Genomic DNA, 24,436 nt, shown 5'->3' with positions numbered 1-24,436 from the left:
CGATCACGATGCAAACAGCCTTTTTAAAATTAGTAGCAGCGGATATTCAGCAACGTTTTGGAAACGATTTGAGTGAGATTGCCATCGTGTTTAACAATAAACGTCCGATTACATATCTCAAAAAACATCTTGCCGATGTCTATGGACAGGCAATCTGGTCTCCACAGTTTTTTACTATACAGGAATTCTTCAAATTATCGACCAATGATGCCGAGGCTAGCCCCTTGGGACAGTTCTTTCAGCTGTTTAAAATCCATAACCAACTTTTGGCCACAGAGGGTAAAGAACCGGAAACATTAGAAGAATTTTATCCTATCGCAGAGATTATATTGAGTGACTTTGGACAACTGGATTATGATCTGGTTCCTATCGATCAGATCTATATGGAGCTTTATGATAACACCAAAATTGATCTTGCTTTTCAACACCTTACGCAAGAACAGCAAGGGTTTATCCGTCAGTTTTGGCAATCCTTTTCCATTGCTGGTCATAGCGGTGTACAAGAGCGGTTTCTACAATTATGGAAAAGACTGCCAATATTATACACAAGGTTTAAAGAAACGCTTAAAGCTGCCGGTCAGACTAATTATCCGACGATTTATCGTGATCTAGTCGAGAGCAAAGCTACCCTTCAGGACTTTACATCATCCTTTAAGCAGATTCTTTTCGTTGGATTCAATGCCCTGAATAAAGCCGAAGCTAAATTATTCCGTCAATGGCAAGAAGAAGGAAAGGCACTATTTTACTTCGATGCAGATGCCTATTATCTGGACGACAATATGCAAGAAGCGGGTCTGTTCATTCGTCGGAATATCTTTCAGACCGGACTTGTCAACGCGCTCGGCAGCAGCCCCAATATTATTGGCAACAGAACCTCAACGGTAAACTTATATGCAAGCACAGGAAAAATAAGTCAGACAAAACTACTCTATGACATTCTTGAAAAACAAAATAACAAAGAGCAAACCTCAGCCATTTTATTAGCCGATGAGAACCTATTGGTTCCTTTATTGCAAAGTCTACCTGATGTTAATCCCAACATTACTACCGGCTATCCCTTAACCCAATCCCCTATTTATGGTATATTGGATTTATGGATGGAAGTACATTTAGAAATTTCGCAGTTAAAGAGGAACAAGATCTCTTATCAGACCATTGAGACATTCATTAATCATCCCTTGACACAGGTTTCTTTGGAAGACAAGCTGCAAATTCAGAAAGAAATCGCCGATAAGCAATTATTTGAAATTGCACTGGAAGAACTCCATTTCAAAAGCTCACTACCTCAATTTTTCGTTCCGATTGTACACGCGGCGCAATTGATCCCTTCGCTCATCACAATTGTTGACGATCTGCTGCATAGTATTTCCGCACATGAGCGCATCCGTCAGATTGACAACAACCTGTTGATAGAAACCAAAAAGACACTCAACCAGTTACTCTTGGGATTTGAGACAGTGGCACCTTTAAGTATCAGCTTCCAGATTGGCCTGATCAAGAAAGCCATATCGCCGATAAATTCTGCCATAGAAGGAAATCCACTGGAGGGCATCCAGATTATGGGACTTCTGGAAAGCCGTTGTTTAAATTTTGACAATGTATATATTTTAGGTGCAAATGAGGGTATCCTACCCAAAACATCCAATTCCCCAACCTTTATCCCCAACAGCCTGCGAAGAGCCTATGGATTGCCAATATTGGAAAATCAAGATGCTTTATCAGCCTATTTGTTTTATAGACACTTTCAATATAGTGAGGGGATCCATATTTTTTACAATGGACTTGTAGACGAAAGTTCAACAGGAGAGGAAAGTAGGTTTATCAAACAGCTTGAGTTCGAGAGCAAGTTTAATTTTGAACGCAAAATTCAACAACAAACGATCCAGTTCGCCGACAAAACAACAGAGATTATCATCGAAAAACAAGGCGAAGTATGGGAAAAGATGTATCAGGACTTTATTGTCGACCAAAAGAGAATATCAGCAACGGCGCTCACAACCTATCTACAATCGCCATTACAATTTTTCCTCAAACATATCGCGAATATCAAAGAACCACCTTCCATTTCACAGGAATTTGAGATGAACAAGTTGGGGACTGTTATCCACAATGTCATGGAGAAAATATTCCTACCCTTCAAAGATCAGAAAGACTTCATACCAACGAATATCCTGCAGCAGCAATTCAATCAGATCGAATCTTTTGTTGTGCGGGAAATAGGCTTTCAATATCAGGTTGAATTAAATTCCACAAGCGATTTAAATAGTCTACAGCGCATCATGCTAAAGATCGCCTCTGAATATATCAAAATGTATCTTGAATATGATATCGCCAATTATAAAGCTTTCCGTATTATAGAACTTGAAAACGACACAGATTACACACTTCCATTCCCTATTTCTATAAATGGTAAAGAGGAACAGGTTACTTTATACGGTATCATCGATCGTGTCGACGAGGTCGTCACACATGATGATCGTATCATCAGCCGGATTGTCGATTACAAGACAGGAGGTGATTCAGTTATATTTAGAGAGATCGATCAAGTGTTTGCACCAAACACCGAAAATAAAGCACTAATACAAACACTTTTCTATGCCTATGTATTTGAGCAAAAGACAGGTCGGAAGCAACTGGAGCCACATCTATATGTCGCCCGAAAAATGCGTGAGGAAGGAACTTTGTTTAATGGCAAAGAAGGGGTATTGACCGCCGACTTTCTCGCCTTTCAAAAAGAGAACTTTGTCGGATTCCTAAGCAATATACTCAGTGAGATTTTTAATCCTGAAATTCCATTTAGACATAATCCAGATGCGACCATCTACCCCGGTGATCCTTATACGCTGTTCTACAGAGAAGCAAGCAAATGGGCAGAAAATGAAGAATCGGTTTAGGAAAGATCTTTATTCTGTAGATCAAACAAGGATAAGCGATAAAAATAAAGGGGATATCAATTGATATCCCCTTTATTTTTATCGCTTCTTTCTCTTAATGGCATTATTTGCGCGACGCTTGGCTGTATTTATTTTGTAATGAAACCAATGATCCTTAAAAATCTTCCGCATCGTATTATCAAAATGTCTTGTTATAAAAAGATTTCGTGCCCCCTGTAATTTCTCACTGATCGAATTAGCCAATGCTCTTACCGAAATCGAATATCCTTCAGTCTCATATTGTATATAGTGCCACCATCCTGCGGGCATGTACAGTGTCTCTCCGGGATGGATCACAGCTTCATATCCCTCCAGATATTCTATTCCCGGAAATTCCTCCACATTGCTATACTTCGGATTGGCGATACTATGAAAGTTGTACGGTAACTTATACATCAGATCCGATTGATCATTCGGAAAAAGCCAGATCCGCTTAAGTCCCTGAAATTGCGAAATGAACACATGGGACATATCAATATCAAAGTGATTGCGGGTGCTAGACCCCTCTCCTCCGAAAAACATAAATGGTAGCCACTGTAACACTTTTCCACCGGTCACATCATTATAAATAACATCCTGCTTTAATTCAGGACGTATTTTGAGTAGATTGAACAGAAATAATCGCAACTCGGTAGGTTCTTTGGTAATCAGATCCAAATATTCCGCAAATGTCATTTGCCCCACAGGAGCACTGGCAGCACGGTCCATTGAATCTTCTTCTTTTCCATAGACATCAATCTTAATATCCCCCGCAATTTCCTTAAAGTAATCATAACTCCATTTCTTCAATGCAGGACTATCAGCACTAATGAAATCTGTTATGACCACCGGAAATCCTGGTTTCAGATAGTTTTTTAAAAAGTCTTCTGATCGAATGCCCGAAATTTTATCAACTTGCTTTAACTTCACGACTGACTAATTTTGCTTAATTACAAACATAAAAAAAATATCTCTACCAAATTTTAAAAATAACGTCTACACCTTATTTTAATTGGAACAAATAACCCCATTACAATTTAATAGAAATATAATTAAAATCTCAATGACATATGTCACTTTTATTACATTTCATCCTACAACAATCCAGTTCCATCATATAGAACCTTATTTTAACAAACCAAATGAATCACCTGTTATAACAACTCAATTATCTACAAACTGTATGCCTTGATCAAGTTCCTAGCAGGTTTCTTTATCAATCGCATGAAAACTAAGCGACTATTTTTATTGTGATTGTGCTAGACAGGCAAACTCAATGCTATCATAACACATTGAATCCCACGAAATAACCAAATCAAACAAAAAAAGGGTTTAAAAAAACCCTTTATATCATCAACCTAAGATAGGTTATTATTTATTCACTTTTTTAATGTATTCTTCTACAGCCATCGTCATACTAGGTGCTTTTGGTGTAGGAGCAGGAATATCCAATATCAATCCATGTTCTAAGAGAGCCTGTTGCGTTGAAGCTCCAAACGCTGCGATACGGGTATTGTTTTGTTTAAAGTCCGGGAAGTTGTCATATAACGATTGAACACTAGAAGGACTAAAGAATACAATTACATCATAAAATACATCTTTAAGATCGCTCAGGTCACTTACCACAGTTCTAAAAAGAACTGCTGGGGTAAACTTATAGCCATTTTGTTGTAACCAATTGCTTGTTTCTTCATTAGCAACATCCGAACAAGGGAACAGGAAGTTTTCAGCTTTATGTTTTTTCAAAACTTCTTCCAGATCTTTAGCCGTTTGTTTACCAAAGAAAATTTTGCGTTTCCTATATTGAATATATTTTTGAAGATAGAGAGCGATCGTCTCGGAAATACAGAAATACTTCATTTCCGCCGACACTTCAAACCGCATCTCTTCGCAGATCCTAAAATAATGATCTACAGCATTTCTACTTGTAAATATTACCGCAGTGTGATCTGCTAAATTAACTTTATCCCTACGCACATCTTTGGCAGGAACTCCTTCTACGTGTATAAAACCTCGAAAGTCTAATTTTAACCCGTATTTCTTTGCTAAATCATAATAAGGGGACTTATCGTTTTCAGGTTTTGGTAAAGTCACCAGTACACTTTTTACCTTCTTTGCTCTTTCTACGTCTGAAGTTTGCATATTAACCAGTTTTAGCTCAATAATCTTAACAGTATTAATATTGGTGCTATTTCTAGGCAACAAAGGTACAAAATTAAATAGGAAATTGAAAATTTATACATCGACATAATATGCGCTGCTGTCTTGAGAAATCTATATAAGAATAACAGGATTGCTCCAACAATAGCCAAATGTAAAACGACGCCAACAGCGCTTAATGGGACAAGACTCAATATTAATAACACAGGAAGCATCAAAAAGAGTGTGTTAAAATAAATCAGATATAACACCGTCACATATTCTTTTACCAGCTTCCTAATTTCAAAGACAAAGGATAAAAATCGGATAAAGCCAATTTTTAAGGCAAATAACCCACCGACCATACCTACTGTTTTAATATAATTGGGAAAAGTAATAAAATCAAAGCGGTTCAATTCATATGCATAAAATAAACTGACAAATAGCGCCATTGCTCCCGAAAACAATACAAACAGAAAAATGAAGGGCCAAGAGGTTAGGATAGTATCTTCCTTACTAACCGACAACAGCACCCGGTCATCAAAATAACCCTGAAAGACCAACTTTATATCTGAAGGAAAAAATATGCGAATTAACCCAACCCCAAATATCAGGAAGAGCACAGTAAATAAAATCCAGTTCTCCCGGTGCGGCTTAGGACTTCCATATTGTCGAGCCAAAGCATTATTGTGCTGCTCACCTTTAAAATATTGTTTCACATCATAGTCATACATATTGTGAACAACCAACCCCTCCGCTTCTACAGTTACAATCCGATATTGTTTCTGCAGTACTGGATTTAAGGATGCCAGAACCTCCTGGTTAGGCGACAGAATAGAATCGCTTAAAATATGTGTACTATCGGATAGGGATAGGCTATCTTGGACAATATGTCGCAATGCCCGTCGCTGTGCACTCACCTGTACAGCCGAAAACACAAAGAGAATTACAAAGACAATAAAATATTTAAAGATGTTAACTTTCATTGAAATAAACTGTTCCTTAACGGTGATGAAGAAATCATAGACCTTTTAAATTCGAAACTTTTTTATGGTCGTAAAGTTAGGATAAAAAGTTATATTGCATTCAAAAAATCTTTATAGAACATGCCAAAAGAAATTATACGCTGCCAATGGTGCGGATCTGATGAACAGTATGTCAGCTATCACGATAAAGAATGGGGACGACAGGTCAAGGACGATAAAACCTTATTTGAATTTTTAGTGCTAGAGTCGGCTCAGGCTGGTTTGAGCTGGATTACGATCCTCCGCCGAAGATCAGCTTATCAGGAAGCCTTCGCCAATTTTGATGTCAGCAAAGTCGCGATTTATACAGCAGATCACGTCGAAGCACTCCTGAAAGATTCCGGTATTATTAAACATCGAAATAAGATCGAATCGACCATTACAAATGCACGACTGTTCAAAAACGTCCAACTGGAATATGGCAGCTTTTACAATTACCTGTATACATTTTTACCAGAACAACAACCGTTGATCAACCATTGGCCGAGTTTGCAACATGTTCCAGCAACGACTGAGATTTCTGATAAAATAGCAAAAGACATGAAGAAAAGAGGTTTCAAGTTTTTTGGTTCAACGATTTGTTATGCTTACATGCAAGCAGTGGGCATGGTCAATGATCATATTGAAACTTGTACTTTTAAATATTAAGCTATATTGCTATAGGATCAAGGACCAAAGATAAAAAAGACGACCTCACTGAAGGATCTTTCTATCCTTAAAACTATTCAAAAAAATACGCTATATGAAACAGATCGACTTAAGACAAAACCGATTAATGTTAAAAGAACAAACGGGGTCCCTAATTGCCAGATTATTCATCTATCTACTCACAATATTTACAATCGTCCTACCTTTAAGTGGCCTCATTGCCAATATACTCAATGGCGGAGTAACTATTGTGAGTATTGCTATCTATGCAGTATTTGGATTAATAGCGTTCTATATGCTTCGTGTTTCGCTATGGAATACTTATGGCTCCGAAATAATTCATTTTCAAGAAAACAAATTAAATTACACCGCGGACTACCATTGGTTTAAGGGCGGTTCAAAAGAATTTGATTTTGACAAGATAAACTTTTCGATAGAAAGAACGGGGTATAATGAAGATAATAAAGGGATCTTAATCATTAAATTTGATGAGAAAGAAAAATTTGAAACTGTCTCCAAATTACCGTTATCTGATCTGGAAGATTTGATCATACATTTGAAAGAATTATACAACAAGCAAATGCTTTAATAGCGCACAATTTCACAAGTAAAATATCATTATCTCTGGTAGCATCAGACCACGACGTTTTTATAAATATCAGGTAAGTTGCGGCATAGACCATTAAAATCCATCCCATACCCCACAACAAACTCCTTACTAATCTCAAAACCAACATAGGTCAGCTCTTCAAAATGATATTGCAGTGCTTCAGGCTTAACCAGAAGTGCACATGCGATGACGCTGGCTGGATTTAACCGTTTCACGGCATCCAATGTATGTTTCAGCGAATGTCCGGAGTCTACAATATCTTCCACGATAATCACATCACGCCCCTCTAAATCAATACCTAAACCCAAAAGCTCATTCAATTCAGATTGACCAGTACCGATATAAGAGGCCAATTTAATAAAAGACATCTCACAGGGAACTTCAATTTGTTTAAGCAGATCTGCCATAAACATAAAACAACCATTCAACACGCCTATAAAAACAGGTTGCTTATGTTCATATCGTAGACTAATGTCTATCCCCATCAAACGTACCCTTTTCTGAATCTGTTCTTCTTCAAAAAGGGGCTCAAAAAGCAATCCGTCAATTTCTATTTTTTTCATTCCATTATATTATTTTTATCGGTATCATTTCCTTTTTCCAGACAGATTTTCCAAAATATTGAGCACGCTAAATTTTTTAACCCACCCCCGATGATAACAAATCAACAGTTTTTTCAATATGAAAACTACTAATTTATAAACCTAGTTTACCAGGCTACTTTTGTACTTTTTTAGGGTACTTAGTTGTCTCGTCCTCCGTTTTTTCCTTTTCTTCCTTGTTACGGCCTAGGATTTTATCGAAAATAGACCGCTTATGTTTTTCTGGTTCAGCTGTTTCCTCGTCCTGTTTTTCAGGATGAGACATCTTTTTTATGGTTTTAGGAAGGGAAACCCCTTCTAAATTATCAGTTGCTCCTCCGCTCCCAAGATCATCGAATAACAATGGATCATCTCCCATATCCAATGTGTCTATCGAATCTACAACTGCAGGTCTAGCGGCACGCAAATGTGGCTGCAAGACGACTTCGTAGAAACCATAAGCTACTGTGGTCGAATCAACACCTATCTGCCCTGTTTTAGTCATGATATGGCCATAGGTATTAAAATAGCGCAACATATTTCCCTTAAGATGTCCAGTCCAGTCAAAAAAGTTAAGTCCTTTCTTCGGACGCGGTACGATACTGGACAAAAATATACTTTCTCCAAGTCCGAGTTGCGCAGGAGTTTTTCCAAAATAGTAGCGTGCGGCTTCAGTAATCCCATAGACATTATTACCCCACTCGATAACATTGAGATAAACCTCATACATCCGCTTTTTACTTACCTGCTGCGAACGCTCCATTAGCCAAACCAATAGGATCTCCTCAAGTTTCCGAACGACAGTCTTATTACGGTTTAGAAATACATTCTTCACCAATTGCATCGATATGGTACTTGCACCCCGCTTAAAGCCTTTTTCTTTGATATTCGTGACAATAGAGAGTTTGAAAGCCTTTTCTTCAAAGCCCTTATGCTTGAAGAAAAAAGGATCTTCGGTGTTGATCAGACTAATCTGCATGTAACGGGAGATCTGATCCAATGGTGTAAAATTCGGATTTTGCGGACCAACCACAATCTCACGCATCGGTTTACCATCCTCATAAGCTGTATACGTAAAAGGCGTATTTAGCATCCCAATGTTAGCCTCGCCCCATTTCACGACTTGCAGATCTTTATCATCCATTTTTGACGAAAAGAGAAGCTTATCCGGCCTTTTTAATTCTAAAGCGAAATTTAGATCGTATTGAATATGCCCCTCAACCTGAATTCCGTCCACCCCTGGAAACAACCCAACTGGCATCGCATCAAAAAAGTCTTGTGCCTTGATTTTATCTGTGTGAATAGCCAAAAAAACCTCTTTTTCAGGTTTATGTACATATTTTATGTATGGAGAAAAAACAAAATCTTTTACCTGTACTGTACTCTCCTTACTGACTTCAATGGAAGAAGCTCCGATATTGAGTGCCCCCTGCATCGTCGCTTCGGGGAAAATAACGTCTTTACTAGAGATACGCCAATGATTTACCTTCAGGTTTTTAAAGCCCCATTGCCCATGTAACTCCAACAGCTCCTTATTACGTCGGTTGGCCTTGTCCAATCGAAAGGATATCTCATCAAAACTAACAGCCAGACCGAATTTGCGCCGCAATAGTGGGAGATTCACCTCCCTCTTATCCGAAAAAAGACGCAGATCACATTCCTGATTATCCGAATCTATTGTCCCTGTTAGGTTCCAGGCAGCCTCATGATCATTTAGCAAAAACTTAGATTCCATATCGCCACCGTCAATGACAGCAGAAGGTATGACAATACGTTGTGAAGTACTGTCGTCCTTATAAGAAAGCTCAAGATTTTTAAGATCTAGATCATTTGGGATTTTAAAGAATACATTCTTTAGTAGACGGTCCGCCAAAGCAGCCAAATTCTGCTTCGGATTATCATTCTCGACTGTATCCTTCTTTTGTTTCTTAAACAGGAAATCGTAGTTGCTAATGGAATCTTTCTTGACCAAAGACACTGTTGCATTGTCCAGAATAACCTCCCCAAGCTTTACATCACCGAATAAAAGGGGCCATAATTTAACAGATACAGTCAGATCATTAATCTGTGCCAGCGGCTCCCTATTTTTAGGTAACAACTGTATATTTTTAAACTGCACTGCATTAATTCCCTGAAAAGCATAATATTGAATTTTCAAATCCATATCATACTTTTCCAACAGCTTAGCTTTTGCTTTATTGATTGCCCCCATGAGCATCCCGTCTCTCTTTTGGTAAGCATAAGTACCTGCTGCGATTACCAAAATCAAGAAAACAGCCAAAGTAATGTAAAGCCATCGCCACTTGCGGGACTTCAGTGTTGTTATAAATCGATTGGACATAATTACAATTTCATGCAAATCCATGCATATCAATAGTCAAACTTAGATAAATTTGCCTTTATATACAATTATAATTACCCGGAAACCATCCGAAGCACAGCTTATTTAAAACCCCAATTAGAATGAAGACAAGATTATCAGGCGATTTTCTGGCCAATATAAAAACTATCTCCGTCAAAAGTTATCCCAGCGCATTCACTATACCACGCTATAGAGTTGTCAAGGATTTGTTCAGTGTTTTTGGACAACCCCTACATCATAAACAGGGAACAGTTACAACGATCTAAATTCCATTAAAAACAAACAAATGACATGAAATTGATCGGCAATGAGTAGTTTTGTATTCCATGATTTCAAATGAATAATAGATGGTTACCAAAGAACAAGTATTAAATGCATTATCCTATGTTGAAGAGCCTGATCTAAAAAAGGATCTTGTAACATTGAATATGATTCAAAATATTCAGATCGAAGACCAAAAAATTGCCTTCGATGTCATATTGACTACCCCCGCCTGTCCACTAAAAGACCATATAGAGCATGCTTGCCGCAACGCCATAGCACATTTTATTGATAAAAATCTTGAAGTTCAGATCAACATGACTTCCAATGTGGTCGGTAAACAGGGCGCTCAGGTTTCAGGGATTAAAAACATCATTCTGGTTTCATCAGGTAAGGGCGGTGTTGGAAAATCAACAGTCGCTGCGAACTTGGCACTTGCACTTCATTCCAAGGGAGCAAAAACAGGTCTATTGGACGCCGATATCTATGGTCCATCACTACCGATGATGTTCGGATTGGAAGGAGCCAAACCCGGATCTGTTGAGATGCCTGATGGCCAGGTTAAAATTGAACCACTTGAAAAATTTGGTCTAAAACTACTTTCAATTGGTTTCTTTACGGATCCCAACCAACCTATTCCATGGCGTGGCCCAATGACCACCTCGGCCATCAAACAACTTTTCAATGATGCCAATTGGGGTGAACTGGATTATCTTGTTGTCGATATGCCACCGGGAACCGGTGACATCCATATCACGGTATCACAGACTTTCCCAATCGCCGGAGCAGTTATTGTCACCACACCGCAGCAGGTAGCGCTAGCCGATGCTGTCAAAGGAATCGGCATGTTTTTAATGGACAGTATCAATATTCCGCTCTTGGGAGTGGTTGAAAATATGGCTTATTTTACACCGGCAGAACTACCTGATAACAAATACTATATCTTTGGTAAAGATGGTGGAAAACGTTTAGCCGAAGAATATAAAGTACCATTCCTTGGCGAAATACCATTGCTTAAAGGGATTTCTGATGCCGGAGACAACGGTTTCCCTGTCGCAATAGATCAAGAAGATCCTGTAACAAAATCATTCCTGACGATTGCGGAGAAGGTTGCGCAACAACTCTCCATCATCCATAGTCAGATTTAAATATAACAGCTATTGAGACACCGGACCGACTAAACAGTCGAACTCCATTTAATGGATTGATCAACATACCACTTCCATAAAAACAGGGGTATCCGAAAATGTTCGGCTACCCCTGTTTTTCTTTAAATTCATTCATATCCCCCGCCACCGCTTTTCAAATATCCAATACTTAGGGGCTTCTCTTTTATTTTCTAGACAACATATCTTTTTTGCGAGGTCACTCTTATCTACACATCCAGTTCCAACAGAACCGGGCAATGGTCCGAATGAACCGCATTTGCTAAAATCTGTGAAGATCTGATCTGCGCCTCTAACGGTTTTGACACCATATTATAATCGATGCGCCAACCCAAATTTCTGGAACGTGCACCAGCACGATAGCTCCACCAGGTATAGTTATGCGGTTCCGGATTCAAATGACGGAAAGAGTCAATGTATCCCGAATTGATAAAGTTTTCCATCCATTCGCGTTCTTCCGGCAAAAATCCTGAAGAGTTTGCATTCGATTTTGGATTATGGATATCAATAGCGCGATGACAGATATTATAGTCACCACATACAACCAAATTAGGCTTTTCAACTAACAATTTATTGCTATATAACTGGAAATCATCCAAAAAACGATATTTAAAATCCTGTCGAACATCTCCTGTTGTTCCGGAAGGGAAATAAGTACTCATCACTGACACTTTATCAAAATCAGCACGAATGATACGGCCTTCAAAATCATAATCTTCATGACCACAACCATATTCGACATGTGTAGGAGTAATTTTACTGAAGATGGCCACGCCACTATATCCCTTTTTCTGTGCCGGATACCAGTAATGCTCATAACCCATTTCTTCCAGCAAAGCAACTTCCGGAATTTGATCAGGAGTGGCTTTAATCTCTTGAAGACATATGACATCTGCATTCACATTTTTCAACCAGCCTAACCAATCTTTCTTTAAAGCGGCCCGCAAACCATTCACATTATAGGTTACTATTTTCATTTGTTTAGATATGAGTATTGAGATATTAGATTTGAAACTTTACACCTTTTAATAATCTTTAGATGAGAATAGATCACCTATTTTGGTAAAGAAACCTGTTTGAGGCTTCAGGCCTTTCAGCTCGCGTTCCAGATTAAGTGCTTCACGTCTGGTCAACACGTGCATGCTCATTTTTTGATCTACTTCCGGTCGATCATGTTTGTCGGTCTTCACCGCCGCAATCTGGTCGATAATTTCTATTCCCTGAACCAATTCACCAAATACCGTATAGTTCCAGTCCAGATGTGGAGCTCCGCCTACTGTTGTATAGGCCTGACGTTGTGCTTCAGAAAATTTCTTTCCGTTCATCCGTGTCTGTTCTAATCGGCTGAGATCTTCAGGGGTGAATACTTTGCCCTGAACAAGGTAGAATTGAGATCCAGAAGATGCTTTCGCAGGGTTATTGTCCCGGGCGGCACCTATTGTCCCCTTCTTGTGGAATAGTCCATCCTGGATTTCCGAAGGAATGGTATAACCGGGACCTCCGTTGCCTAGCTGAGCTCCACCAACCGCATTTCTTGAATCTGGGTCACCACCCTGTATCATAAAATTCTGAATAACCCGATGGAACAGGGTCGCATCATAATATTTGCTTTTTGCTAATTTCACAAAGTTATCCCGATGTTTTGGTGTTGCATTATACAAGCGTAATACACAGATTCCCTTGTCGGTAACAATCTGAACATATTTATACTCCGGTTTAGCTGCAAATGCCATGATCTGCAAAAAACAAAATACTGTTACTAAACAAACTTTTAAAAATCTCATACTTTAGATGACGTTTAACTCTTCAAAATAATCAATAATCAAGGACTTCATAATAAGTTCCTGCTCCAATAAGGTGTAGTTAGGAATGGGTTTTATCAGCTCCCAGTGTGGCCACCCTTCTTCATCCAGCCCCTTTAGGGTATAGAATCCCATTGCACTGAACAAGCGACATGTAGCGATATGCATCAACTCCTCTTTTTGTCGCTTTGAGAAATTCTGTGGACCTTTTCCCAATTCCTGCACACCAATAAGGAATAAACACACCTTGATGTCAGGTTTTTCCATATCAAATAAAGAAGCTATTTCACCCTGCAAGGTGCTCCACTTCTTGTTTACTTCTGCTGCTTTCATTTTTTTTCTTTAAACAAAAAAGACAAATTCACCTGCGTAGGCTTATGATATTATCCTTTTCTAAAACATTATTCACCGAGATCTCCAAAAGTCTTCCTCTCCTTTTGGAATTTTTAACCATCGAAAATTAGGAATTAATTCACGATATTCAGATAATATCAATGTCATTTACGAGAAGGGTGACACCTTCGCGATAACCTCCGTACAACGCTTGTCAATCATTTGAAAAACGGGGTCAAACAAATTGTCATCAAAATACGGATCAGGAACGATATCATCATCTAAAAACAATTGTACCTTCTCCAAATCATCTTTGTTTTCCGCCTGTGCACAGACATCCGCAAAATTCTGACGGTCCATGACAAAAATAAGATCATATTCATTAAAAAATGCAGGGTGGAAATGTCTTGCCCGTTGTCCGGATATATCGACCCCATATTTCTTTGCAATCGCAATTGCCCTTCGGTCGGGCGCCTCAGCAATATGCCAGTCACCTGTACCTGCAGATTCTACTACCCAGTTTAATTGTTTATCTTTTACTTTTTGCTTCAATATCCCATGTGCCAATGGCGAACGACAGATATTTCCCAAACAGACCATTAAAATTTTCATCGAAATACTTTTTTTAAACCATGTAACCTAAAGAACAATACGATAAATCGACTATCTCAATTGCTATCAACATTTGGACAGATCGTATGTTATTGACTTCCGAAAGGCCCTCTAAACTTCCATGGGTATAATTATGTAACTATAAATCATAAACATGTTACAGCTCATTTTTCAAAGCGGGAACAGTCTATCTCAACATTATTGCGCAAAATAACTAAACTTAAACTATTAAAGAAACAACCCTGATGAAATCGTACTTTCCGGTTACAATTGGAGCATCCAGACGATTCCCAAAATTCCGGCATTTTAGACTAAATTTTCATGCATCCACGGCATTCACACAAAGGTTTATGAAAGTGCGCACAATAGGCGATGATATCATGTACCAAAATCTCAGTGACCATATCCTAGTGGGGATTATTTTCCCGTGACAAATGCATCAAATATTTAAAGATCTTGCTCGCCCTTAAAACAAACGATACCCTTTAATAAAAAAGGTGGTCTAACCTTACGGTTAGAACCACCTAAACTATATTAATCAACCAATTCTTAATTCAATTTTTAATATTCCACTGGGAAGCTGAGTTGAACTGCACCACCTTGCGGAGACACACCTTTTAAGCGTACAATATTACGCTGAGTGGCACCCAATGCAGATTCTACATCATCAACACTATTGACAGCTTTTCCATTGATCTCTGTAATTACTAAGCCTCTTTCGACACCGAAGTAATCAAATATACCACCACGGTTTACTTGTGTCACCACAACACCGGAGTTTACACCCAATTCTTTTTTCTTCGCTGCAGAGGCAGGAATAAAGCTTGCTCCTAATTTGTTGTAGATTTCAGTTGCGCTTTTCGAAGCTTTTCCACTCGCGCCAGAAGCTGATTTAAGCGATTCTTCACCTTTCAATGTCAAAGAAACCTGTTTTTCCTTACCCTCACGTTTGTAGGTAATATTCACTTTATCACCCGGACGTAGACGGCCGATAGTTTCACTTAATACAGGAGAACCCGTAATCACCTTACCATTGATCTTCGTTAAGATATCTCCTTTTTTAATACCTGCAGCTTCAGCGGCTCCACCAGTGACCGCATCCTCCACATATAAACCATTAATCTCTGTAATACCTTTTTCTTTGGCCAATTCTGAGGTTATAGGCACATAACTAACACCAATATAACCACGTTTTACATTACCAAATTCAACAAAATCATCCGCAATTTTTTTCACCAAATTAACTGGAATCGCAAATCCGTAACCGGCATATACCCCCGTTGGTGACGCAATTGCTGAGTTGATACCTATTAATTCACCCGAAGCATTTGTTAATGCTCCACCACTATTCCCTTTGTTGATTACGGCATCTGTCTGTATAAAAGATTCGATAGCCGAGCTTGCAAGTGGCTGCTCTGCACCACCCCCAAAAGGATTACCACGTTGCTGTTGTCCCTCTCTTAAGATACCAATATCGCGACCTGTTGCACTGACGATACCCGCTGTCACCGTAGACTGTAAACCAAGTGGGTAACCAAAGGCCAATACCCATTCACCTACATTGACATTATCCGAATTACCCATTTTTACAACAGGAAGACCTTTGCCTGCAACTTTCAATAATGCAATATCCGTATTGGGATCACGTCCGATCAATTTTGCTTCAAACGTACGTTTGTCTGTCAGTACCACCTCGATCTTATCCGCATCCTCTACCACGTGGTTATTAGTAACGATGTAACCGTCATCCGAAATAATAACACCCGATCCCGATGCTTGTACTGGCTGTGCCTGCATCTGACGGCGTCCACCACCCTGCGGCATACCAAAAAATTCTTCAAACATATCAAAAGGAGAACCCTGCGATTGTTGGGAACCCTTTCTACTATATGTTGTCTTAATATGTACCACACCTGGAGCTACCGCAGCCGAAGCCTGGGTAAAATCAGGATTGCCTGTGGAAGACATCACACCTGTAGGATTATTGGCAAAATAAACTTTCTGTTTGTCTTCGAATGACATACCATCGAGTTTTTTATTCTCAATAAGCTTGTAACCACCTAATGCTACTGCTCCACCGAAAACAGCTGTTAATAGCGTTAAACCGACCTTATTCATAAACTTATCTATATTTTAAATTGTCTTAATATAAGCTGATAATTTTTGCTCTTAAAATTACCGATTTTATTCGGATATGTTCAAATGTAATACCATTTCAAGGCCTTCGGAAAATCCGACACGTTAAAAAATGTTAATTGCTAGACAAATGCAATAATTTTAACAAATCTTAACTTTCTAGCGGTTTTTTGTAACAAAAAAACGTATTTTTGTTACTACAAATCAACATAATGGCATCGAAAGTAAGATTTTCAAAATATCAGGGAGCGGGAAATGATTTCATTTTAGTGGACAATCGCAATAATTCATTCAACCGTGCAGATGAAGCACTGGTCAAAAGTCTTTGTGACCGCAGATTTGGTATTGGTGCAGATGGTCTTATGCTGCTCCAAAGCAAAGAAAATTACGACTTTGAGATGATCTATTATAATGCAGATGGACGTGAGGGCAGCATGTGTGGCAATGGCGGACGCTGTATCGTGGCATTTGCACATGACCTGGGTATCATTACTGACAGTACTGCCTTTTTGGCAGTAGATGGAATACATCATGCCTCTTTATCGAACGATCTTGTCAACCTACAAATGATTGATGTCAGCGAATTTGGTCGCGACGGCGATGCTTATGTCTTGCAGACCGGCTCTCCCCATTATGTTTCCTTCGTTACAAACCTGAAAGAGAAAAATGTTTTTCAGGACGGCTTCTCGATCCGCAATAACGCGACCTATGCCAAAGAAGGTATTAACGTCAATTTTATAGAAAAAGAAGAAGATGGTTATTTCCTCCGTACATTTGAGCGCGGTGTAGAAGACGAAACTTATGCCTGTGGCACAGGTGCTACTGCAGCAGCGATGGCAGTAGCGCTACAAGCAGATCTTCAAGGCAATATCAATATTCCAATTCGCGTATTGGGCGGCCAACTCTATGTCTCCTTTCATAAAGACGGACACAATTTTACAGATGTCTTCCTCAAAGGCCCAGCACAATTTGTTTTTGAAGGCATTTTTTAGTCATTAGATAGAGATATTGTCCATTGATACGTTCAAGTGTATGAATAGGCTCTCTATATATTTACCTGAACTTTTACACACAACTTCCGTTAGCTATATTTTTTTAATTTTCGTCTGGCAAATTGTGATTAATGGTATATTTTATTGTATATTAGATACCTTTATTTACAAGGTCCGCTATTTTTAATGCAACAGTCAAAGTCATTTCCAGTATATAAAATCGTTTATTCTATCTGTGAGCATCCCTATCTTGGCTATCTCATTGAGCCACACATGGTCAAACTCAATCCCAATGGGACTTATTCACTACGATATCAACGTATATTTAGCAATACTGTAGATGCCTATGCTGCAGAATTGGATGAGGTAGACTACAAGCTCATCCGACTGCTCGACGATATCGAACAGACAAATCTCATCAAAAAATACTATAAAAAAGCAATCAGACCCGTAGACTTTTTCTCTAAAGTTTTTGACAAAAAACTCTATGACCTATTGCGCCCAAAGATTGATGAAAAGATGATTCAATTCTTTGAGTCTATCGGAGATAAACCGCTTTTCATGATGAGTAAAGATGGTTATCCAGCAGATCAGGAAATTAAACGCGCAACATCAGCGGCCTCTATCTTATTTCACTTTCGCCGAACCGAAGAAGAAACACGTTACTTTCCAACCATAAAATACGAAAACCAACGCTTGGAGTTCATGTTTAAAAATGCCATTGTATTAACCAATGCACAGGCATGGCTAATTTTAAACAATACACTATACTATTTTGATCAGGCCCTGGAAGGAAAAAAATTGAGTCCCTTTCTAAATAAACGATATATTTCCGTTGGAAGAAGTACCGAAAAAAAATATTTTGAAACTTTTGTCTGTGGATTGATCGAACGCTACCATGTTTATGCCGAGGGCTTTGAAATACAGACACATCAGCACCAAGCAATCCCGTTACTTCATCTGATCTACGTAGAAGATGGAGCTTCGCAATTACAGCTGCAATTCAAATATGGTCCCCACACATTTACCGCGGGAGCGGAAAATAAAGTTACCGTCCGAATGAAGTATAATGAGGATAAAGACCAGTATATCTTTCATCGGGTCAAACGATCTTTACAATGGGAGGAACAACAACAGGAGAATCTTAAAGCCCTAGGCCTAGAGGATCTGGATCGCCAACTTGGATTACTTGCGCCATCTATTCAATCCGGAAAACGCATTTCAATATTTGATTGGATAAATAATCATCAGGAACAAATAAAGGCCCTGGGAGTTCAAATTATACAAAACAGTGAACAAAAACGCTTTTTCATCGGACATACCTCATTGGACATCGCTATTGATGAGGATAATGACTGGTTCGATATCAGCGCTATCGCTAAATTCGGCCCTTACGAAATTCCTTTTATTCAGTTAAGAAATCATATTCTAAACAATATCAAAGAATTTACCCTGCCAAATGGTGAAATCGCCATGATCCCCGAAGAATGGTTTGCACAATACAATCACCTCTTTCAGTTTTCTGCCGACAGACATGAGCTTAAATTAAACAAAGTTCATATCGGCCTGCTCTTTGAGATTAGCGAACACACCAAATTGGTTTTCAGTCGTAAATTACAAAATCTTGCTACATTTGAAGAAATTGAAGATATTCCGGAGCCAAAGCACTTCAAAGGTAATCTCCGGCCTTATCAGAAAGCAGGATATAACTGGTTCAACTTTCTGAAACAATATAAATTTGGCGGCTGTCTCGCAGATGATATGGGATTGGGTAAAACCATACAAACCTTAGCCCTATTACAACAACAAAAAGAACAGATTGTCGATCAGCAGGAAATACATACATCACTCCTGGTATTACCGACGTCACTTGTTTACAACTGGCAGAAAGAAGCACATCAATTTGCTCCCCAGCTCAAAATCCATCTGCACACGGGAAACAATCGCATCAAAGATGCCTCACTGTTCTCCAAATACGATCTAATTATCACCACCTACGGCATTGCACGTATTGATGAAGATATATTGAATAGCTTCTATTTTAATTATATCATCTTGGATGAAAGCCAGAATATTAAAAATCCGACATCAAAATCCTTTAAAGCCATAAAAAGTCTGAAGAGCAAAAATAAACTGGCTTTAAGCGGAACACCGGTAGAAAACTCTGTTTCCGATCTTTGGGCACAAATGCACTTTACTAATCCCGGTTTATTGGGAAGTTACACCTACTTTCAAAAAGAGTTTGTACAGCCCATTGAAAAGAAAAAGGATGAAGAAAAAGCACAACGCCTTCAGGCGATTGTCAAACCTTTCATTCTAAGACGTACAAAAGATCAGGTCGCAAAGGAACTGCCGCCCAAAACAGAACAAGTGCTCTATTGTGAAATGACCGATAAACAATCGGAACTTTATGAGAAGGTCAAATCTGAGTATCGCAATGCCATTCTTGATGGACAATTGGACAACAAACCAAAATCAACGCAAATTGCACTATTACAGGGACTGACTAAGCTTCGTCAGCTAGCCAATCACCCTAGAATGGTCGACGAGGACTTTTTGGGTGATTCGGGAAAATTTGACGCCGTCATAGAGACCCTTGAAATGGTGATGCAGCGAGGAAATAAGGTTCTTATTTTCTCCCAGTTTGTCAAACAGCTCAATATCTTCAGGCAATATTTTGATAAGAAAGGGACAAACTATGCCTACCTGGACGGAGGTACCAAAAACCGCGACGAAGCGGTGAGCCAATTCCGCAAAAACAATAACACCAAGTTGTTCTTAATATCAATCAAAGCCGGTGGCGTAGGGCTCAACCTGATTGAAGCGGATTATGTCTTTATACTAGATCCATGGTGGAATCCTGCGGTAGAACAACAAGCCGTAGACCGTTCACATCGTATTGGACAGACACGGAATGTATTTATCTATAAATTTATCAGTAAGGACACCGTAGAAGAGAAAATATTGGCGCTGCAGAACCGCAAGAAATCCATTGCACAAAGCCTCATTACAACAGAAGAAAGTTTTATAAAATCGCTTTCTCAGGAAGATTTGCACGAGCTTTTGGCATAAAAAAAGCAATCAATTCTTGTATTCATTAATTTTCGACATATAAACCGAAGGACGAATACCCGTTACACGCGTAAAGATATTACTGAAAGATGATAATTCGTTGTAGCCAATCCGCATAGCGATTTCTAGGATAGAATAGGAATTTTCAGCCATCAGCTCCAAGGCTTTTGCAATGCGTATAGCTCTTAAAAACCGGATATAGCTGATGCCCATGTCTTCCTTAAAAAGTCGTGAAAGGGATCTACTGCTCATTCCAAACTGCGCCGCCACCTGTTCGATACTAAAGGCTTGATCAATATACATGTTTAAATATCGAGCGACACGCCGAAGCTTTTCGCTTTTAGGATAAGGATGTTGCATAGGAAATGCATCTATCGGCCGACTCATCTCCGGAATAATAGCCATCATCGCCCGTAGCAAACAATACCTTGAGTAGCGGGTCTTTCTACTGATTCCCCCTTCCCAATCCCTCGCAAATAAGAACATCTCTCGCATCAGGTCGTTGCTTAAAAATATATTGGGATCCAAAAGGACGGGGTGAGTTCCCTCTTGTTCTTTAAAGTAAAAGCTATACAAGTGAATAGAAGAACTGGAACTTTCCAAATGATAAGCAGTATTGGCGGGAATCCACATGTAAAACCGACCCGGCAAATACCAATGTTTCGTGGCAGTAAATATATGTATAATACCACCATCCGCATAAAGTAATCGTGCTTTCCGATGTATATATTCACGGGGATCAATCCGATCTACATGTGTATGACATACATAAAAGTCGTATTGATCGTCATCAATAGCCGCTAGTTGTTCCTGTTCCATAATTTAAATTTACATTTTTTTGCAATTTGGCGCAAATGAACAAATATCCGTCCGACTATACAAAACTAAACTCCCGTCCACAGCAGTATCTTTGTACACAGTTTCACTCCTTGCTTACAGAAGTATCCTATACAGCGCATCCGGGCAATCTCGATTCATGAACAATTTGTCATCCTATTTTGGAAATTGCTGGTTGAAACCTTGGATGCAAATCACTCATACCTTAACGGGTAGATCACCAGGAGAATGGATGAAAAAGCAATTAAATATTCATAAAAACAATAATGGGTAAAGAAGAAAATAAAGATAAGACAAAGGGATTTAATAAAGTTTTAGTTGTATTTGCCGCGATCTTGCTGCTCATAGGGATCGGCATTTTGGGTAAACATCTGCTATTTACTAGTCAGCACGTAACGACAAACGATGCTCAGATAGATCAGTATGTTACACCAGTTGCAAGTCGAATAGCAGGCTTTGTGAAAGAAGTCAGATTTGAAGAAAATCAATATGTACATCGTGGTGACACCTTATTGCTCATCGATGCCAGCGAGTATCAGACCAAAGTAGATATGGCTAATGCCGAACTTCGAAGTAGTCAGCGAAATGCCGAAGTGATTGTCAAAAGCACAAATGTTACCGCCAATAGTATTTCTGTCCAAAAAGCAAAATTAGAAGCTGCCAAAGTGAGTGTATGGCAAACGGAACAAGATTATAGACGGTTTAAAAATTTGTTTGAAGCAGATGCCGTGGCCAAACAACAATACGATAATGCCAAGGCAGCATATGAAATTTCTTTGGCGCAACTCAATGCCATACAGGAAGAATACAACGCTGCACAATTAAATACAAGTAAAGAAAAAGCCAACGAGCTACCTGCCAGGGCAAATATCGATATTAAAAAAGCCGCAAAAAACAATGCAGAGGTCTTCCTTTCCTATACGATAGTAACAGCACCCTACGACGGTTTTGTTGGGAAAAGAACAATCCAACCCGGGCAATTTGTTAAAGAAGGGCAAACTTTAGTCAATGTTGTCAGTGAAGAGAAATGGATAAATGCGAATTTTAGAGAGACCCAACTAACGAATCTCGCCGAAGGTACCGAGGTGAATATACAAGTAGATGCCTTTCCAAATTTACATCTCAAAGGCATCATTCATTCCTTTTCTCCAGCTTCGGGGTCTAGATTTTCGGCCATACCTCAGGATAACGCAACCGGAAACTTCGTTAAAATTGAACAGCGCATACCGATCAAAATTATCTTTTCACCAAAACAGGACCTGACAAAACTACGTGCTGGAATGAACGTCGTGGTTCATGCCCCTCACCAATCTTAATCATTCATGAGTTCAAATACATCTTTATATTATAAGTGGGTACCCGAATGGATTAAACTTCCCATGATGATTTTGGCCATGTTTCCGCATCTCATGTTGCTGTCCCTTTTTCATTCTAATACAGCTTTTACAGCTTCCACATTAGCGATCGAAATGGAGGATATACAGTATTTTCTTTCATTGATGTATGGTGCTATTGTTGTAGCACTATTGATATTTCACCGACTATTTGCATTCTTTCGGGTAAGGACGTATATACTTTTGACCTGCACGGTGTCCATCCTCATTCTCTTAGCCATCTCCCTGACTAGAGATCCATTTGTCATTGCTGTGCTCAGAGTGATTGAAGGCATTTTCTGTGTACTTGAAGGAGCCTGTTTTCTTCCCTTGCTGATGATGCAAATCAGGCATTCCAAAAGTCGAACCATAGCCTATTTCTTCTTGTATACCTTTATGCTGACAGGCGGCACCATAACAACATCCCTTCTAAAAGAAAGTATTATGGATTATGGCTGGGAAGATATGATCCATGTTGTACTCTATTGGCATTTGATGGTCATCGCGATTGCTTTACTACTCTTGAATAACAACAGATTAAGCCGAAAATTCCCACTTCATCAATTGGATCTGGCCAGCTGTCTCTTCCTGTTGCTTTCGTTAAGTTGTGGTGCATATGTATTAATTTATGGCCGAAAAAATTATTGGTTCGAAAATGAGGCAATCTCGATTAACCTGGCACTTTTCCTTATTTTTGGTGCGCTTTTTATCATCAAACAACATCTCGTAAAACGACCACTATTTCATTTTGAAATTTTGAGCTATAAGAACATTATCTTTGGTGTTATCCTATTTTTCCTATTTTATTTGATCCGAAGCAGCCTCAACAATATCTACACCGTCATGGCTAATGTATGGAAATGGCCCTGGCATTACATCGTCGATATCCAATACATTAATGTATTTGGGACCATAGTAGGAGTAGGTAGCTCAGGCATACTGTTATTGCGCGATGTATCACCGAAATACATTTTCGGACTGGGGTTCCTGGTCTTGACCATATCGTGTTTTTTGTTTGTCCCCACGTTCTACCCCGATACCACGATTTGGGCAATAGGCCTACCATTATTTATCCAGGGAATCGGACAAGGCTGGCTCTTTACACCACTTGTGATCTATATTATAACAGGGGTTTCTCCACATCATGCGGGCAATGCAGGTTTAATGGGCACGACCGTTAGATTCTGGAGTACCAATATTGGCTTTGCGCTGATTCAGAACATCAATTACACCTTAAATCAAAAACATTTCATCCAGATCGAACAACACTTAAATACGGGCAATCCGATCACAGGCGCCTATTGGAGCGCTTTGGTCGAAAAATACGCGGGGACATCCAGCGATCAATTGGCAACTAATCTCGCCAGCAAAAGTCTACAGGCAACACTTAGTCAACAGGCATCTCTGGTTAGTAATATGGAGATATTTACCTATCTCGGGATATTGGGATTATTCATCACGCTGATCATTTTTCTATTTACCCCAGCTAAAACAATGTTCATGCGGTTGCGGATTCCATACCTATAAAAAAAGCTGTTGCAAGATTTGTCAACAGCTTTTTTAAATGATATATTT

General features: G+C 39.1%; 20 protein-coding genes. 9 read left to right on the top strand and 11 right to left on the bottom strand.

The features are described 5' to 3' along the window. Nucleotides 1-8 precede the first annotated feature (8 nt). Nucleotides 9-2,894, top strand: coding sequence for a PD-(D/E)XK nuclease family protein (locus tag LC454_RS09055; RefSeq protein ID WP_223581649.1), 2,886 nt, complete (start codon nucleotides 9-11; stop codon nucleotides 2,892-2,894). Nucleotides 2,895-2,972: 78 nt separating this feature from the next. Here the strand turns inward: LC454_RS09055 and LC454_RS09050 are convergent, their stop codons facing one another. From LC454_RS09050 to LC454_RS09040, 3 genes are all read right to left on the bottom strand, one after another. Continuing rightward, a complete protein-coding gene (locus LC454_RS09050) occupies nucleotides 2,973-3,842 on the bottom strand; it encodes a cupin-like domain-containing protein (protein WP_223581648.1) in 870 nt (289 codons plus the stop codon). A 441-nt stretch (nucleotides 3,843-4,283) separates the two neighbouring features. After that, nucleotides 4,284-5,054: a uroporphyrinogen-III synthase gene (locus LC454_RS09045; RefSeq protein WP_077437140.1), complete on the bottom strand. Its 771-nt coding sequence runs from the start codon at nucleotides 5,052-5,054 to the stop codon at nucleotides 4,284-4,286. A gap of 11 nt (nucleotides 5,055-5,065) precedes the next feature. Further along, the gene (locus LC454_RS09040) at nucleotides 5,066-6,037 is read right to left on the bottom strand and encodes a DUF4271 domain-containing protein (RefSeq protein WP_223581646.1); all 972 of its coding nucleotides are present in this window, start codon (nucleotides 6,035-6,037) and stop codon (nucleotides 5,066-5,068) included. 120 nt (nucleotides 6,038-6,157) lie between these two features. Here LC454_RS09040 and LC454_RS09035 point away from each other — a divergent pair, with 120 nt between their 5' ends. Further along, complete coding sequence (locus LC454_RS09035) at nucleotides 6,158-6,724, top strand: DNA-3-methyladenine glycosylase I (protein ID WP_223581644.1); 567 nt, start codon at nucleotides 6,158-6,160, stop codon at nucleotides 6,722-6,724. A 94-nt stretch (nucleotides 6,725-6,818) separates the two neighbouring features. Next, nucleotides 6,819-7,313, top strand: a complete 495-nt coding sequence (locus LC454_RS09030) for a hypothetical protein (protein WP_223581642.1) — start codon at nucleotides 6,819-6,821, stop codon at nucleotides 7,311-7,313. A gap of 44 nt (nucleotides 7,314-7,357) precedes the next feature. Here LC454_RS09030 and LC454_RS09025 read toward each other — a convergent pair whose 3' ends face one another. Continuing rightward, entirely contained in the window at nucleotides 7,358-7,897 is a 540-nt protein-coding gene (locus LC454_RS09025) for a phosphoribosyltransferase (RefSeq protein WP_223581640.1), read from the bottom strand. Nucleotides 7,898-8,051: 154 nt separating this feature from the next. Further along, nucleotides 8,052-10,256: a transglycosylase domain-containing protein gene (locus LC454_RS09020; protein WP_223581638.1), complete on the bottom strand. Its 2,205-nt coding sequence runs from the start codon at nucleotides 10,254-10,256 to the stop codon at nucleotides 8,052-8,054. A gap of 122 nt (nucleotides 10,257-10,378) precedes the next feature. On the opposite strand from LC454_RS09020, the gene LC454_RS09015 reads away from it, so the two are divergent. Further along, nucleotides 10,379-10,543: a hypothetical protein gene (locus LC454_RS09015; protein WP_223581636.1), complete on the top strand. Its 165-nt coding sequence runs from the start codon at nucleotides 10,379-10,381 to the stop codon at nucleotides 10,541-10,543. 81 nt (nucleotides 10,544-10,624) lie between these two features. Then, nucleotides 10,625-11,686, top strand: coding sequence for an Mrp/NBP35 family ATP-binding protein (locus LC454_RS09010; RefSeq protein ID WP_223581634.1), 1,062 nt, complete (start codon nucleotides 10,625-10,627; stop codon nucleotides 11,684-11,686). A gap of 227 nt (nucleotides 11,687-11,913) precedes the next feature. Here LC454_RS09010 and LC454_RS09005 read toward each other — a convergent pair whose 3' ends face one another. The 5 genes from LC454_RS09005 to LC454_RS08985 all read right to left on the bottom strand — a co-directional run bounded on the left by LC454_RS09005 (nucleotide 11,914) and on the right by LC454_RS08985 (nucleotide 16,569). After that, a complete protein-coding gene (locus tag LC454_RS09005; protein WP_223581632.1) occupies nucleotides 11,914-12,681 on the bottom strand; it encodes an exodeoxyribonuclease III in 768 nt (255 codons plus the stop codon). A 48-nt stretch (nucleotides 12,682-12,729) separates the two neighbouring features. Further along, complete coding sequence (locus LC454_RS09000; RefSeq protein WP_223581630.1) at nucleotides 12,730-13,437, bottom strand: peptidylprolyl isomerase; 708 nt, start codon at nucleotides 13,435-13,437, stop codon at nucleotides 12,730-12,732. 54 nt (nucleotides 13,438-13,491) lie between these two features. Then, on the bottom strand, nucleotides 13,492-13,839 hold the full coding sequence (locus tag LC454_RS08995) for a hypothetical protein (RefSeq protein ID WP_223581629.1): 348 nt from the start codon (nucleotides 13,837-13,839) through the stop codon (nucleotides 13,492-13,494). Between the two features lie 168 nt (nucleotides 13,840-14,007). Next, complete coding sequence (locus LC454_RS08990) at nucleotides 14,008-14,451, bottom strand: low molecular weight protein-tyrosine-phosphatase (protein WP_223581628.1); 444 nt, start codon at nucleotides 14,449-14,451, stop codon at nucleotides 14,008-14,010. A 561-nt stretch (nucleotides 14,452-15,012) separates the two neighbouring features. Beyond that, nucleotides 15,013-16,569 carry a Do family serine endopeptidase gene (locus LC454_RS08985; RefSeq protein ID WP_223581627.1) on the bottom strand — a complete coding sequence of 519 codons (1,557 nt, stop codon included), beginning with the start codon at nucleotides 16,567-16,569 and terminating at the stop codon, nucleotides 15,013-15,015. Nucleotides 16,570-16,799: 230 nt separating this feature from the next. Between LC454_RS08985 and dapF the strand changes: the two genes are divergently transcribed. Beyond that, nucleotides 16,800-17,579, top strand: a complete 780-nt coding sequence (dapF, locus tag LC454_RS08980; RefSeq protein ID WP_223581626.1) for a diaminopimelate epimerase — start codon at nucleotides 16,800-16,802, stop codon at nucleotides 17,577-17,579. A 186-nt stretch (nucleotides 17,580-17,765) separates the two neighbouring features. Beyond that, a complete protein-coding gene (locus LC454_RS08975) occupies nucleotides 17,766-20,651 on the top strand; it encodes a DEAD/DEAH box helicase (protein ID WP_223581625.1) in 2,886 nt (961 codons plus the stop codon). Nucleotides 20,652-20,660: 9 nt separating this feature from the next. Here LC454_RS08975 and LC454_RS08970 read toward each other — a convergent pair whose 3' ends face one another. After that, on the bottom strand, nucleotides 20,661-21,470 hold the full coding sequence (locus tag LC454_RS08970; RefSeq protein WP_223581624.1) for a helix-turn-helix transcriptional regulator: 810 nt from the start codon (nucleotides 21,468-21,470) through the stop codon (nucleotides 20,661-20,663). 284 nt (nucleotides 21,471-21,754) lie between these two features. Between LC454_RS08970 and LC454_RS08965 the strand changes: the two genes are divergently transcribed. Next, nucleotides 21,755-22,804, top strand: a complete 1,050-nt coding sequence (locus tag LC454_RS08965) for an HlyD family secretion protein (protein WP_223581623.1) — start codon at nucleotides 21,755-21,757, stop codon at nucleotides 22,802-22,804. 6 nt (nucleotides 22,805-22,810) lie between these two features. Beyond that, a complete protein-coding gene (locus LC454_RS08960; protein WP_223581621.1) occupies nucleotides 22,811-24,388 on the top strand; it encodes an MFS transporter in 1,578 nt (525 codons plus the stop codon). Nucleotides 24,389-24,436: the final 48 nt, after the last annotated feature.

The organism is Sphingobacterium sp. GVS05A (assembly GCF_019969845.1).
Taxonomy (GTDB): domain Bacteria; phylum Bacteroidota; class Bacteroidia; order Sphingobacteriales; family Sphingobacteriaceae; genus Sphingobacterium.
This window is presented reverse-complemented; position numbering and strand designations above follow the sequence as displayed.

Bases quoted from the DNA above. Each gene is read 5' to 3' on its own strand.
- LC454_RS09000 (WP_223581630.1), bottom strand. From the start codon at position 13,437: ATGGCATTTGCAGCTAAACCGGAGTATAAATATGTTCAGATTGTTACC.
- LC454_RS09005 (WP_223581632.1), bottom strand. From the start codon at position 12,681: ATGAAAATAGTAACCTATAATGTGAATGGTTTGCGGGCCGCTTTAAAG.
- LC454_RS09030 (WP_223581642.1), top strand. From the start codon at position 6,819: ATGAAACAGATCGACTTAAGACAAAACCGATTAATGTTAAAAGAACAA.
- LC454_RS08985 (WP_223581627.1), bottom strand. From the start codon at position 16,569: ATGAATAAGGTCGGTTTAACGCTATTAACAGCTGTTTTCGGTGGAGCA.
- LC454_RS08995 (WP_223581629.1), bottom strand. From the start codon at position 13,839: ATGAAAGCAGCAGAAGTAAACAAGAAGTGGAGCACCTTGCAGGGTGAA.
- LC454_RS09025 (WP_223581640.1), bottom strand. From the start codon at position 7,897: ATGAAAAAAATAGAAATTGACGGATTGCTTTTTGAGCCCCTTTTTGAA.
- LC454_RS09010 (WP_223581634.1), top strand. From the start codon at position 10,625: ATGGTTACCAAAGAACAAGTATTAAATGCATTATCCTATGTTGAAGAG.
- LC454_RS08960 (WP_223581621.1), top strand. From the start codon at position 22,811: ATGAGTTCAAATACATCTTTATATTATAAGTGGGTACCCGAATGGATT.
- LC454_RS08990 (WP_223581628.1), bottom strand. From the start codon at position 14,451: ATGAAAATTTTAATGGTCTGTTTGGGAAATATCTGTCGTTCGCCATTG.
- LC454_RS09045 (WP_077437140.1), bottom strand. From the start codon at position 5,054: ATGCAAACTTCAGACGTAGAAAGAGCAAAGAAGGTAAAAAGTGTACTG.
- LC454_RS09055 (WP_223581649.1), top strand. From the start codon at position 9: ATGCAAACAGCCTTTTTAAAATTAGTAGCAGCGGATATTCAGCAACGT.
- dapF (WP_223581626.1), top strand. From the start codon at position 16,800: ATGGCATCGAAAGTAAGATTTTCAAAATATCAGGGAGCGGGAAATGAT.
- LC454_RS08975 (WP_223581625.1), top strand. From the start codon at position 17,766: ATGCAACAGTCAAAGTCATTTCCAGTATATAAAATCGTTTATTCTATC.
- LC454_RS09015 (WP_223581636.1), top strand. From the start codon at position 10,379: ATGAAGACAAGATTATCAGGCGATTTTCTGGCCAATATAAAAACTATC.
- LC454_RS09035 (WP_223581644.1), top strand. From the start codon at position 6,158: ATGCCAAAAGAAATTATACGCTGCCAATGGTGCGGATCTGATGAACAG.
- LC454_RS08965 (WP_223581623.1), top strand. From the start codon at position 21,755: ATGGGTAAAGAAGAAAATAAAGATAAGACAAAGGGATTTAATAAAGTT.
- LC454_RS08970 (WP_223581624.1), bottom strand. From the start codon at position 21,470: ATGGAACAGGAACAACTAGCGGCTATTGATGACGATCAATACGACTTT.
- LC454_RS09020 (WP_223581638.1), bottom strand. From the start codon at position 10,256: ATGTCCAATCGATTTATAACAACACTGAAGTCCCGCAAGTGGCGATGG.
- LC454_RS09040 (WP_223581646.1), bottom strand. From the start codon at position 6,037: ATGAAAGTTAACATCTTTAAATATTTTATTGTCTTTGTAATTCTCTTT.